The organism is Acinetobacter guillouiae (assembly GCF_002370525.2).
GTDB classification, from domain to species: Bacteria; Pseudomonadota; Gammaproteobacteria; order Pseudomonadales; family Moraxellaceae; genus Acinetobacter; species Acinetobacter guillouiae.
The window spans coordinates 2,785,636-2,799,257 of the sequence record NZ_AP014630.1 but is presented as its reverse complement, the minus strand read 5'-3'; the positions used below and the strand labels follow the sequence as shown (position 1 = coordinate 2,799,257).

The 13,622-nt window shown below is 38.1% G+C and carries 9 protein-coding genes; 5 read left to right on the top strand and 4 right to left on the bottom strand.

Going from position 1 to position 13,622, the window contains the following annotated elements; translation table 11 throughout:
- Positions 1-196: 196 nt before the first annotated feature.
- Positions 197-1,225, bottom strand: a complete 1,029-nt coding sequence (locus AS4_RS12990; RefSeq protein WP_096734411.1) for an AraC family transcriptional regulator — start codon at positions 1,223-1,225, stop codon at positions 197-199.
- A gap of 190 nt (positions 1,226-1,415) precedes the next feature.
- Here AS4_RS12990 and AS4_RS12985 point away from each other — a divergent pair, with 190 nt between their 5' ends.
- The 4 genes from AS4_RS12985 to AS4_RS12970 all read left to right on the top strand — a co-directional run bounded on the left by AS4_RS12985 (position 1,416) and on the right by AS4_RS12970 (position 8,129).
- Entirely contained in the window at positions 1,416-2,186 is a 771-nt protein-coding gene (locus AS4_RS12985) for a 3-hydroxyacyl-CoA dehydrogenase (RefSeq protein WP_096734410.1), read from the top strand.
- A gap of 206 nt (positions 2,187-2,392) precedes the next feature.
- Positions 2,393-3,526, top strand: a complete 1,134-nt coding sequence (locus AS4_RS12980) for an acyl-CoA dehydrogenase family protein (RefSeq protein ID WP_096734409.1) — start codon at positions 2,393-2,395, stop codon at positions 3,524-3,526.
- A gap of 274 nt (positions 3,527-3,800) precedes the next feature.
- Positions 3,801-5,447: an AMP-binding protein gene (locus AS4_RS12975; protein ID WP_096734408.1), complete on the top strand. Its 1,647-nt coding sequence runs from the start codon at positions 3,801-3,803 to the stop codon at positions 5,445-5,447.
- Between the two features lie 216 nt (positions 5,448-5,663).
- A complete protein-coding gene (locus AS4_RS12970; protein ID WP_096734407.1) occupies positions 5,664-8,129 on the top strand; it encodes an ExeM/NucH family extracellular endonuclease in 2,466 nt (821 codons plus the stop codon).
- Between the two features lie 160 nt (positions 8,130-8,289).
- Here AS4_RS12970 and AS4_RS12965 read toward each other — a convergent pair whose 3' ends face one another.
- From AS4_RS12965 to AS4_RS12955, 3 genes are all read right to left on the bottom strand, one after another.
- Positions 8,290-10,230, bottom strand: coding sequence for a sensor histidine kinase (locus AS4_RS12965; RefSeq protein ID WP_096734406.1), 1,941 nt, complete (start codon positions 10,228-10,230; stop codon positions 8,290-8,292).
- Positions 10,176-10,868 (bottom strand): LuxR C-terminal-related transcriptional regulator, encoded by a 693-nt coding sequence (locus AS4_RS12960; protein WP_096735528.1) that lies wholly within the window; start codon positions 10,866-10,868, stop codon positions 10,176-10,178. Before AS4_RS12960 ends, AS4_RS12965 begins: the two co-directional genes overlap by 55 nt.
- A 446-nt stretch (positions 10,869-11,314) precedes the next feature.
- Positions 11,315-12,766, bottom strand: a complete 1,452-nt coding sequence (locus AS4_RS12955) for a SulP family inorganic anion transporter (protein ID WP_096735527.1) — start codon at positions 12,764-12,766, stop codon at positions 11,315-11,317.
- A 214-nt stretch (positions 12,767-12,980) separates the two neighbouring features.
- Between AS4_RS12955 and AS4_RS12950 the strand changes: the two genes are divergently transcribed.
- Complete coding sequence (locus AS4_RS12950) at positions 12,981-13,592, top strand: glutathione binding-like protein (protein ID WP_004719407.1); 612 nt, start codon at positions 12,981-12,983, stop codon at positions 13,590-13,592.
- Positions 13,593-13,622 lie beyond the last annotated feature (30 nt).

Genomic DNA, 13,622 nt, shown 5'->3' with positions numbered 1-13,622 from the left:
AGGGTACCACAGGAAATAAGCAGAAAACCTGCTTTAAATTGGGTAATAAATATACCATTATTGATTAATTTGCAACCTTATTCAGATAAGCTGTAAATATCGAGCTTGTCTTTATATTGATATATTTTTTATTATAATTTTGATTTTAAATAAATTTTTTAAAATATTATCTTTTGCATTAACAATGCTTTCAAGGTTATTTGGGTTCTCTATAAGCACCTGGACTTACTCCAGTCCATTTTTTAAATGCGCGATGAAATGCGCTGGCATCCTGAAAATTCAACAGCTCACTGATGTCTTGTAAGGTATGCGTGGTTTTACCAAGCAGTTCAATCGCCATATCTCGCCGTATATCATTTTTGAGTTGTTGGTAACTGCTACCTTCATTTTTTAAACGGCGTTGTATGGTGGCTTCTGAAATATTGAGCTGCGCTGATAGTTCACCGAGTTCTAACCATTCAGCAGGAGCAATAGAAAGTAATTGCTTGCGAATCATTGAACTTAAAGCCAAAGGATTCTTAAATCTTAATAGTAGATTTTCAGGGGTGTTTTTAATAAAACCATACCAAGACTTTTGATCGCGTTTAATTTGAATGTTTAAGTAGTTTGCATCGAATTGCAGGTAATTTTGATCTGCTTGGTAAGTAATATTTTCACAGAATCGAACGCGATAATCGCTGTCATCTTCAGGGGACATGCATTTTAATTGCAATTGATTGAGTAAAACTCTTTGATCTACTAACCAACAGATCAAACTGTGAATCAACATAATATAAGTGGCATAGCAGAACATACGCTTAGTTTGTAATTTATCTGTAATGACAATGTATGCATAATTTTCATCAATAATCAGTTTGCTGGTGAAGTCATCCAAGACAAAATTAAAATATTGCAAAATTTGTTCAATCGCTGTCTGTAGTGTATCCGCTTGCATGACCATTTTAGACAATAATTTATAACAACCGCGTCGCATCTGATGCGAGTCCATGCCAAAGAACTCATCATTCATATGGTCTGCTATTTTAGTCCAAAGTTTTGCATAAGCAGAAACAGCAATACGTGATTTGGCTGCCTGAAATATTTCCAAGGGTATTTCTGCATCATGCAAAATCTTCTGTATATCATAGCCCTTATCTTGGGCACTGCTCAGCGCTTCATGTACCAGTGCAATTGAAATTGTGCCTTTGCTTTCACTGAATTGTTGATTGTTCACAGTGTATTCCATTATCTTGTGATACGTGTTTTGTGACTAAAGTTTTCCAAAAGATGTTTAAATTGTCCAAATACATCATACAGGATGCAACTTTTGGAAATTGTACTCAAGCTTGACTATGTTTACTCTGCATCTTAAGTCGAAAGTGGGTTTAATTCATCATTTAAACTGCTTAATTCAAACAATGAACTAGGAAAATAAAATGAAAATTGAAGGAAAAGTTTTTGTTGTGACTGGTGGTGCATCTGGATTAGGTGCAGCGACAGCCACACATTTGATTGGTCAAGGTGCGAAAGTGATCATGGTGGATATGAATCACCAGCTTGGCGAAGAAATGCAGAAGCGCTTAGGTGAAAAATCTAAATTTGTTCAACTTGATGTGACGGATGAAGTTGCTGTTGAACAATTCTTTAAAAATGTGGAGCAGGATTATGCTCAATTAAATGGCTTAATTAATTGTGCAGGGATCGGTCCATCCGCCAAAGTTCTGGGTAAAAATGGCATCCATGCTTTAGACGCATTTCAAAAAGTATTGAATATTAATGTCTCAGGAACATTTAACATGCTGCGTTTTGCCGCAGATGTCATTTCTCGTTATGAATTACAAGCAGGTGAAGAAGATCGTGGTGTGATTATTAACACTGCTTCAGTGGCTGCGTTTGATGGCCAAATTGGTCAATCCGCTTATGCTGCATCTAAAGGTGCTGTTGTTGCAATGACATTACCTTTGGCGCGAGAACTTGCGCAACATGCCATCCGTGTGATGACCATTGCACCAGGGATTATGGAAACCCCGATGTTGAAATCATTACCACAAAATGTTCAAGATGCGTTGGGTGAAATGGTGCCTTTTCCTAAACGCCTTGCGAAGCCTGAAGAGTTTGCACAGCTTGTTGGTCATATCTGTGAAAATAGCTATTTAAACGGTGAAACAATTCGATTAGACGGCGCAATCCGTATGCAGCCAAAGTAACCTGATCTAATCCATCTGCTTATTTCTAACTTTGCTTTAACGCAAGCAATAGCAAACTTTTAAAAAATTGAATACTGCCTGACATGATCTAAACCATCATGTTAGGCAGACTTTAGCCTAAATTTATACAAACAACGAGATTTTGATTGGTCGCTGATCATGATTGCAGTGATTTAAAATTTAAAAGTGCTGAGAGGGATGCTCAAATGATTCTCAATGATGAACAAAAAATGGTTCAGGAAATGATGCGAAATTATTCGCAGAATAAACTTAAACCCACAGCTGCTGAACGTGATAAAACTGCAAAATTTCCTCATCAAGAACTCAAAGAGTTGGGTGAACTGGGTGCATTAGGCATGACCGTATCTGATCAATGGGGTGGCGCAGGTTTGGACTATATTTCCTTGGTGGCGGCAATTGAAGAAATTGCCGCAGGAGATGGTGCAATTTCAACTATAGTCAGCGTACAAAATTCTTTGCCTTGTGGAATTATCCAAAAATATGGGACAGACCAACAAAAACAAGACTACTTAATACCATTGGCAACAGGTCAATGGCTTGGCTGTTTCTGTTTAACGGAACCACAGGCGGGTTCAGACGCAGGTGCTTTACTATGTAAAGCAGAACGTGATGGCGATTCGTGGGTAATTAATGGAACCAAACAATTCATTACTTCTGGACAGCATGCGCAAGTGGCGATTGTGTTTGCAGTTACGGATAAATCCGCAGCAAAGAAAGGCATTTCTTGTTTTATCGTTCCAACCAATACAGAAGGTTATATCGTTTCTCGGATTGAAGATAAAATGGGACAACATTGCTCAGATACCGCAACAATTGTTTTTGAGAATTGTCGGATTCCTGCTGAGAATATATTAGGAAATGAGGGTGAAGGATATAAAATCGCCTTGTCGAATTTAGAGTCAGGTCGCATTGGTATTGCCGCTCAATGTGTGGGAATGGCACGAGCAGCGTTGGATGCTGCGGTTGAATATGCCAATCAGCGTAAAGCTTTTGGAGTGGAGTTGGTACAACATCAGGCTGTGGCATTTCGCTTAGCCGATATGGCCACTCAAATCGAAGCAGCACGGCAGTTGATTTACCATGCCGCAAGTTTAAAGGATGCAGGTTTACCTTGTCTAAAAGAAGCATCAATGGCGAAGTTATTTGCATCTGAAATTGCTGAAAAAGTCTGTTCAGATGCGATACAAATTCATGGTGGTTATGGCTATGTTGTTGATTTTCCAGTAGAGCGAATCTATCGAGATGTTCGAGTCAGTCAGATTTATGAAGGCGCTTCCGATATTCAACGTTTAGTTATCGCAAGAGCGGTGATTCAGTAAGTTCAATTGCAGATTAGCGTATCAAAATTCTATCTCAAGACCAGCTTCGCACTGGTCTTTTTTATTTTAAAGCCTTCCACCATGACAGGAAAAGCAGATGTTCAAAAACTGCAATACAATTGAGGTATTTGGAAATTGTGTGTGATTTCTAATCATGGTTATCTATACGCATAGGAACACATGTTGAATGATTCAACATTTTTAGAAAAGCTAGAAAGCAAAATATGGAACCGCACATCGAGATGATTTGTGCTGAAAATACAAGGATATTGCCATGAAAACATTGGAACAAGCCTATCAAGAATTCGATTATGAAAAACTAATCAATGAACAACTGGTTGGCAACCCACAGTCAATCAATGCCTATATCGAGTGCTGCGAGCGTTTTGTCGGTTTAAATAAAGTGGCTTTGATCTGGGAAGGTAAAAACGGTGAGTCTTCACAATGGACCTTTGAACAACTGGCACAAGCATCAGGAAAATTAGCCAATTATTTACACTCGCTAGGCTTAAAAACTGGTGATTGTATTGCTGGCTTATTACCACGTACTCCAGAATTATTGATCACCATATTGGCAACTTGGCGTATCGGAGCAATTTATCAGCCCTTATTTACCGCCTTTGAATCAAAAGCGATTGAGCATCGCGTAGCAACAGCCAATACCCAACTGATCATCACTAACACTGAACAACGTCCAAAATTAAACGGGATTGAACTTCCACATATTCTGACCGTTCATCCACAAGATTTTGCTACAACAAAGGATGCAGATTTTTGGCAAGAACTAGCAGGTCAATCAGCTGAATGTGCACCCGTCATGTTGAGTTTTACTGATGATTTTTTAATGATGTTTACCTCTGGAACAACAGGTTTGGCAAAATCGGTTCCAGTACCATTAAAAGCGATTTTGGCCTTTAAAGAATATATGCGTCACGCCGTTGATTTACGTGAAGATGATTCATTTTGGAACCTTGCTGATCCAGGTTGGGCATATGGTCTATATTATGGTATAGCTGGCCCATTGGGATTGGGACACAGTATTATCATGGATGAACGTGCATTTAGTGTCGACCATGCTTTGGAAATTATTCAAAAATACCAAGTCAGTAATCTTACCGGTTCACCTACAGCATTTCGTATGTTCTTTGGCTTTAAAGAAAAATTTAGTACTTCAATCAAAGCGCATTTACGAGCAGTTAGCAGTGCGGGTGAACCTTTAACACCTGAAGTAATTCACTGGTTTAATCATGACTTAAATGTCAATATTTATGACCAATATGGGCAAACAGAATTAGGTATGGTGATTGGTAACCATCATGCTTTAGCACATGCAATAAAAGTTGGCTCAGCAGGCTTTGCTAATCCTGGTCATCGTTTTGCAGTGTTAAATCAAGACAACCAAGAAGTTGAACGAGGTGAGATTGGAACGCTAGCAATTGACTTCTCTCAATCGCCACTCACATGGTTTAAAGGTTATGGTGGAAATAATCGTAAATCCTTTGTTGGTCATTATTACTTAACTGGGGATACGGTTCGTTTGAATGAATTAGGTGGGGTTGACTTTATTGGTCGTGCAGACGATGTCATTACAACTTCAGGTTATCGTGTTGGGCCATTTGATGTAGAAAGTACCCTTTTGGAATGTTTTGAAGTTTTAGAGTCTGCCGTGATTGGTAAACCTGATCCAGAAAGAACAGAGATCGTAAAAGCTTTTGTTGTACTCAAGCCTCAGTTCACGGGTTGTCACCAATTGAATGCTAAATTACAAGAATATGTACGTTCTCGATTATCTAAGCACTCTTACCCACGTGAAATTGAGTTTGTTGAAAGCTTACCTAAAACATCTAGTGGCAAAATTCAACGTAATTTATTGAAGCAACAAGAAGTGGCTAAATTACAGCAAATGCAATTGCAGGCTTAATATCTTTTAAAGTTCCATGCTTTGCACCCGAAAGGGTGCTTTTTTATGATCTACATAAGATCTCGTATTTCTAAGGTCGTTATAACAATTTTAGTCCACTTTGCCTGTGATATATTTTGTCTAAACAATAAATGGATCAAATAGAATGATTCAAATTCACGATATTGTCATTAATAAAAATTAATCTGCTTTAAATTTCAACAAACGTTAAAAATTATGCAAAATTTAAAACCACATACACTTTGTTTAAGCCTTGCACTATTGGGCTGTTCATTTCCAAGCTATGCACAATTGATGTTTAGCCAATACATTGATGGTACAGGAAGTAGAAAAGGATTAGAAATTTATAATCCAGATGCATCAACCGTCAACCTTGCTGATTATCAAATTCAGCTATATAGCAATGGTAAAACAACTCCTACAACTGTTGATTTACAAGGAACACTTGCGACCAAAGCCAAATTTATTGTGGGCAGTACTGAATTACAGGCAGAAATTGGTAATAAATTAAATCAAGTTGCAAATGCTTTGTCATTTAATGGCGATGATGCCTTAGTCCTTGTGTATAAAGGCACAGCTGTAGATCGTTTTGGGCGGATTGGGGAAAGACCTGCAAGTGGCGGTTGGGGGAACACAATCACCAGTGCTGGAAATAGCCTAAGCAGAATAAAAAATAAAAATGATGTCAGCGCTGTAGATCCAAATAGTGCTTTTGATTTGGACAGTGAGTGGAGCAAATGGTCAGATCGTAATGCATTCAGTAGCTATTTAGGTACTGGTACAACGACACCGCCAATCACTGCAATCAGTTGTAGTACTGCTGATACTGCAATTGCAGATTTACAATCTGCGGCACAAAACCAGCAATATGTGGTTCGAGGTGTCATTACAGCGGATTATCGCTATCAAAATGGTTTTTCAGGTTTCTATATTCAAACCCCTGACAGTAAAGCGAAAGCAAATTTGAGCAATGCGATCTTTGTCTATCTCCCTGCTGCAAGCACAATCACTGGCGGTGAAGTGGGTGAAGAAGTTATTCTGAAAGGGCGTTTAACCAATTATGAAAATCAATTGCAAATTGATCAACTGAGCAGCAATATTCAAACCTGTAATAATCAAGCCGCAAGTTTGGTGAGTTCTACTCCGATTCAACTGCCATTTTCAAGTTTAACCGATGCTACAGGCAATGCACCTAAGCGCTATCAAGGCATGTTGGTAAAAATTCCTCAAACCCTAACAGTTAGCGAGAATTATGATTATGGTCGATATGGTCAATTGTCTTTAAGTTTGGGACGCTTATATATCCCAACCAATTTATATCCTGCGAAATCCAATGAAGCGGTTGCTTTAGCAAAACAAAATTTATTGTCTAAGATTATCTTGGATGATGGTTATAACAATCAAAACAGAACACCATGGTTACCACAAACATTTAATGCGGCAAACACTTTACGTACAGGCTATCAGCTTAAAAATGTTGAAGGGATTTTGGAATACCGTTTCAATGCTTGGCGTATTCAACCGATTCAAAACAAAGCTTTGCCTGAGGTTGTCAAAGACAGTAATCTGCGGAATTCAACCGTCTTGGCAAAAGAGAGTAAACAGGTTCGTGTTGCCGCATTTAACGTCTTAAATTATGACAATTCTCCGCTGATTGGTGTTAAACCAGATCGTGGTGCAAACACCGAGACAGAATTTAATCGTCAACATGCCAAAATAGTCAGTGCGATTAAAACCATTGATGCAGATGTTTATGGCTTAATGGAAATTGCCAACAATGGTTATGGCGAAAAAAGTGCTGTGAATTACTTAACCAAAGCTTTAGGTGCAGATTGGAAATATGTCATCCCACCGAATATGGATAAGTTGGGTACTGATGTGATTGCAGTTGCGATTATTTATAATAGCAAACGTGTAAAACCTGTTGGTAATCCTGTGGTATATGATGATTTGACACAGAAAAACCGAGTCACGATGGCACAAAGCTTCCAAGCGGTAACGGGAGGAAAAACCTTTACTGTTGTACCAAATCACTTAAAGTCTAAAGGTAGTTGTCCTGAGGATAAAACTTCACCAGAAGCAAACCAAGGTGATGGTCAAGGCTGTTGGAATCCGACTCGTGTTACTGCAGTACAAAAATTGATTCAGTGGATTGCAACCAACCCGACCAAAGCTGAAAAGCCAAATTATTTATTGGTCGGGGATATGAACAGTTATGCCAAAGAAGATCCAATCTTGGCATTTGAAAAAGCCAACTACAAAATATTGCTAAATGATGAAAAAGTAGGGCAAGGTAAATCTGCATATAGCTATGTCTTTGGTGTGGCCAGTGATGCAACCGGGAATGGTGGTGCGGGTAATTTAGATCACGCAATTGCAGATGCAAACTTATACCCAATGGTTAAACGTACTTTTGCATGGCATATCAATGCTGATGAACCAACAGCATTAGACTACAATGAAGAATATAAGACTGAAGAGCAAATTGCTTCTTTCTATGCGCCAGATGCTTTCCGTTCTTCTGATCACGATCCGGTTATTGTTGATTTAGATTTAAATGAATCAAGTGGTACTACAGGTGGGCATAAGAGCAGTGGGGGCAGTACGGGACTGTGGTCTTTATTTGGACTGATGTTGCTTACAGCGAGTTCAGTATTAGCGCGTTCTAAAAAGAAATCCTAATACGCGATATCTTTTTTAAAGAGAAACTAGTGATCTAGTTTCTCTTTTTTATGCTTTTATAAAACTATAGAACATAAAAAATTGCACCAACTGATTTAAGACTGAATCTCTTCATAGATCAAGCGAATGAGTGGTCGAAATTCTATTTCATCCATCCCAATTATTCAGTTTTATCTTTCAACGGTACTATGGCTCGGATCACGGTAAAACCCTGCTGAGAATGGATTTCAAAATTACCTCCAATTCTTTTTACTCGCACTTGCATACTCTGCAAACCCACATGCAAACCAGCTTGAACCTGATCTACTTCAAAGCCAATGCCATTGTCTTGAATGGTTAAAACGAGTTGTTGTCGTTCATCTTCAACCAACGAAACTTCGACATCAGTTGCATGGCTGTGTTTTACAATATTGGTTAAGGCTTCTTCTGCGACACGAGAAAAGGTTAAACAAATCAATGCAAGCGGTTTATGTTTCCATTTTTCTGCAAAAATCCAAGTCGATTCAATTTCCATTTCTTCGAAAATTTGTATAAAACGATGACGCAATGGCGCAACCCACATCACTGGGCTTTCTGGTATTTTTGCCCCAGCACTGCTTCCTGAGTCAATCACTTGGCGTAAGTCATTTCTTAACAGTTTAAACATAGAGATCACTTGCTGTTTTTCAATATGTTCACTGTGATCCAGTATAATCATCGAGCGAACAATTGAACCACCCAGTCCATCATGTAATTCATGAGATAGGTTTAGACGCTCTTGCAACCGCATATTATCAATTTCGAGTTGGTACTTTTTATCTAAAGATTGTTCTAAGTCAAACGTGACTTTTTCAATAGTTTCTTCAAGCGTCTGATTAAATTTTTCAATACGTCCAACATTCTGTGAAATACGATAAGCCAAGATAAACGAAATCGCTAAGCTGGTAATTGGTGCGGCCAATGGCGTCCAATAGAGCGTCTGATCCAGATGATGGATCATGCTATAAAAATCATGAACAATAATAAGTAAATAGATGAGGAAAATAAACGCAAGCAGGAGAATGTCCATCTTTCTACGTTTAAAAGCAATCCACTGAAAAAACAAACAATTAAAAATAAATACCATGCCAGAATAGAAAAAGACAGAGGATAAGCTCGGTTCTAGATAATTGATCGGTGTCAATAGCAATGCCGCAATCGCGATTGTAGAGGTCAATAAAAGTAAACGTTCTAAATACGGATAATTGCGATTGGCAAAACGCCAAGCAAATAAACAGAGGCAATAGGTATATCCAACTAAAAACACCAGATTTAGACGTGCTGTTAAGATACTGTCGGTAAAAGGAATAGGAATGGTCGAAATAATATTATAGGCAAACAATACCCATAAAAATGAAGTTAAACCAAACCAACCAAAGGCTTTTTCTTGGCGTCGAAATAGCCAAATGGTAAAACCTGTAGTTCCCACCACAAAGGTAATAATAATATTGATAAAAAATAAAGTTCGCCGTTCAAAAACCAACTGATCCTGTTGATTGGCGATATCTTCGGCCTGACCAAATTTAATTTTTCCTAGACCTGAATGTTGTGATGCAACCCCTACAACACGGACTAAAATTTCATTTTGCTGGTTTTGGATAGATGTCGCAGGAAGCACCCAATACCTTGGCATATTCCAACTTCTAGACAATGGTTCTATTAAGGATTTGTCTTTCCATAACAGTTCATTATTGCTATAGACAGCTCCTGCAATATTGATTCGTTCAATCAGCAAGGCGACAGGTTGATTTTCCTGATCACACTGATATTGCCATTTGATTTTATACCAAGCAGTGCCTGTGTAGTTTTTCCAGCGCGTTTCCCAGTCATCTGGCAACGTGACTGTTTTCCATCCCTGTTGGGGAACCTGTTCAAGATTTGCAAGCGCTTGAGCAACTTGTATGCTTTGGATTTGAAAATGACAGGCTACACCTGTTGTATTGGACTGACCTGTTAAGGCTGCACCAGCAAAAGCAAAATGCTGGGTCAAACTTAGCATAAGACCGAACAACCCGATTAATTTTAGAATTAGTCGAGTAATCCTAAGTTGCGTGCTGTATCGATGGCTTTGGCTCTGTTGCATACCGCAAGTTTCCGATAAATATGTTTAATATGAGATTCAACGGTATAACGGGATAAATTGAGTTGATCTGCAATTTCCTTATTGCTTAAGCCTTGAGAAACCAGTTCTAAAATTCCCAATTCTCTTTTGGATAATACACTGTCCTGATCAGTGACTTTCTGACAGGGTGCAGTTTTATTTGAATTATTTTTTTCATTAAAGTGTAGTTGTTTTAAAATTTTTTGAGCAATAAATGGATCAATCGGCGCTCCACCACGCAAGACACTTTTGATCGAAAGAGAAACTTCTAAGTCATCTCTTTCTTTGAGCACATAGCCTGTTGCACCTGCACTTAGTGCATTGAGGATCGCATCTTCAGTGCTCCACGCAGAGATCACTAAAATCATGATGGTTGGATCATAGTTTTTTAAAATCTCAATAAACTCAATTCCATTTCCATCAGGCAAGCCTAAATCAACCAATGCAAAAGAGGCTGAATGTATACTGAGTTGTTCTTTGGCTTGAGCTAAACTTTGGGCAAAACGTAAATCTGCAATTGAGTATCCTAGATTAATTAATATGTCAGTCAGTCTTTTTTGTATAAGCGGCTCATCTTCTACGATGATGACTGGAACAGGTAAACTTAACTCATTGTTCATGATGTAAAAAACTCGCCCATGTCTATTGGACTTAGTTTTTCAGATATTGATGGCTTTATCTATACCTGATAATAGGTATTTTTAGTATTTGATTCAGCGATATGGAATGAATATTCATTTTATTACAAACGAATATTAACAGGCTTACTGAGCATCAAATAATGCCAATATTCAATTTATTGAGACCAAGTTAAGGTTTTGAGATAAGGGTATTGAGACGGGTTAAGTAAATATTCAAATTTTAGTAGATAAAAATCACAATTTAACAGCAAAATATCGGTTATATTCGCTGAATAATGGATTATTTTTAAAATGGATGTCGTTTACGATGATTAAATTCCTTAGAAATTTGGCAGTGATACAATGTATTGCGATTACTATTTTGGCTATTGTTCTTTACCTGTATTAAACGCTTATCATCACTGCCTTGAGAAAAATAAAGCTGTTTATTCTACCGCACTAAATTGAGCAACCAAGCTACGACTTGCTTCATTCATCCCTATAATTTCAACCTGAATGTTATTTTGCAGAAACTTGTTTTGTACCTGATTGAACATGCTAACAGAGGTAATATCCCAAATATGGGCATGGGTTAAATCGATAATGACATGATCAACAGATTCATTAAAATCAAAAAACTGAAAGAATTTTTCTGAACTGCTAAAGAAAATTTGCCCAAAAATTTCATATTTGCGGGTTGTGCTGTTCAATAGATGAGACTGGACACGCACTGCATTTTCTAATTTATTGACTAAGAAAAGTGCAGATAAAAGTACACCAATCAACACACCTAAAGCTAAATTATGCGTCATCAGTACAATGACCACCACCGCAAGCATCACGCTATTGCTTTGTTTGGGATGTTTTGAAAAGTTTTTGACTGAGTCCCAGTTGAATGTAGTAAAAGCCACCATAATCATAATTGCCACCAGTGCAGCCATTGGAATATAAGACAGCCATTCTTTTAAAAAGACCACTAAACACAGTAAAAAAACACCAGCAACCAAGGTCGATAAGCGAGTTCGTGCACCAGAAGACACATTGATAATCGATTGCCCAATCATGGCACAACCTGCCATACCCCCCATAAACCCACTGACCATATTGGCGATGCCTTGCCCACGGCATTCTTTATGACGATCGCCTTCCGTTTGGGTCACTTCATTAACAATCGTGGTTGTCATCATGGTTTCGAGTAAACCCACGGTGGCCAAGGTGATGGCATAAGGAAAAATAATTTTTAAGGTATCCAAGTTAAGTGGAATGTCTGGAATTAAAAACAGCGGTAAAGTGTCTGGAAATTTTCCTAAATCACTAACAGTACGCATATCTGTACCCAAAAATAAGGCAGCTAAACTCAATATAATAATGCACACCAAAGGCGAGGGAATGAGTTGACCGATTTTGGGAATGTAGGGGAAAAGATAAACCACCCCTAAGCCAAAGGCGACAAATAGATAAGCCGTCAAATCCATACGTTGTAATTCAGGAATCTGTGCCACAAAGATGAGAATAGCCAACGCATTAACAAAACCATAGACGACAGACTGTGAAACAAAGCGCATCAGTTTTGCAACTTTAAAATAGCCAGCAAGAATCTGAAGAATTCCAGTCAAAATTGTGGTGGCAAATAAATACTGTAAACCATGATCTTTGACGAGAGTAACCATCAGCAACGCCATTGCGCCTGTGGCTGCGGAAATCATTGCGGTACGTCCACCGAAGAAAGCAATGCTCACTGCAATACAAAATGATGCATACAAGCCGACTTGTGGATCTACGCCTGCAATTGCAGAAAAAGCGATTGATTCAGGAATAAGTGCCAAGCCTACGACCATTCCAGCAAGTACATCTGTACGAATATTGGAAAACCATTCCGCTTTTTTTAGACTAATCACTATAAACCTTTCATCATTCTTTAAAGATGCGTATGTTAAAACATCTCTTAGTGAAAAAGCAGTTAACTTTGACTTGAAAAAGTCTTCATTTTGTTGAATATTCAAGTTATAGCTGATTTTATAAATTTATGCTTTTTGCAATTTTATGTTTTACGACTTGAAATTGTGATCTGAGCCATTTACAACTTAAACAGTCATATAACAAGGATTAGATATGAAATTATATTATTCACCAGGTGCATGTTCTTTAGCTGCCCATATTTTACTCAACGAAATTAATGTTGATTTTGATCTAGAACGTGTTGATTTAAAAACGCATAAAACAGAAAAGGGCGCAGATTATTACGAAATCAATCCAAAAGGCTATGTACCCGCATTAGAAATCAATCCAGGTTTACTTTTGACTGAAAATGTTGCAGTACTGCCTTTTATTGCACAACACGATCCTAAACAGGATTTGATCCCACCATCAGGTTTGGGACGTGCTAAAGTTTTAGAATGGTTGGGTTATTTAAACTCAGAGTTGCATGATGAATATGCCGTCTTCTTTGACCCAGCAATCACTGAAGATGAAAAAGTACGTGGCTATGCAACTATAGATAAAATGTTGAAATATATAGATGACTATCTTGCAGAGTCTGAATACGATTATTTGGTCAATGACCGCTTTGGTCCTGCTGATGCCTACTTGTTTGTCCTGACAAATTGGTCGAATTCAATTCATCATGATCTAACCCCATTTACCAATATTGTGGCATTACGCAATAAAGTCGCTGAACGTCAATCTGTACAGATTGCAATGCGTGATGAAGGTTTAATTCCTTAAGTATGCTTGAATTGATATACAAAGCACCTA

Excerpts from the sequence above, each read along its gene's own strand:
- AS4_RS12990 (WP_096734411.1), bottom strand. The coding sequence starts at position 1,225 with ATGGAATACACTGTGAACAATCAACAATTCAGTGAAAGCAAAGGCACA.
- AS4_RS12985 (WP_096734410.1), top strand. The coding sequence starts at position 1,416 with ATGAAAATTGAAGGAAAAGTTTTTGTTGTGACTGGTGGTGCATCTGGA.
- AS4_RS12980 (WP_096734409.1), top strand. The coding sequence starts at position 2,393 with ATGATTCTCAATGATGAACAAAAAATGGTTCAGGAAATGATGCGAAAT.
- AS4_RS12975 (WP_096734408.1), top strand. The coding sequence starts at position 3,801 with ATGAAAACATTGGAACAAGCCTATCAAGAATTCGATTATGAAAAACTA.
- AS4_RS12970 (WP_096734407.1), top strand. The coding sequence starts at position 5,664 with ATGCAAAATTTAAAACCACATACACTTTGTTTAAGCCTTGCACTATTG.
- AS4_RS12965 (WP_096734406.1), bottom strand. The coding sequence starts at position 10,230 with ATGCAACAGAGCCAAAGCCATCGATACAGCACGCAACTTAGGATTACT.
- AS4_RS12960 (WP_096735528.1), bottom strand. The coding sequence starts at position 10,868 with ATGAACAATGAGTTAAGTTTACCTGTTCCAGTCATCATCGTAGAAGAT.
- AS4_RS12950 (WP_004719407.1), top strand. The coding sequence starts at position 12,981 with ATGAAATTATATTATTCACCAGGTGCATGTTCTTTAGCTGCCCATATT.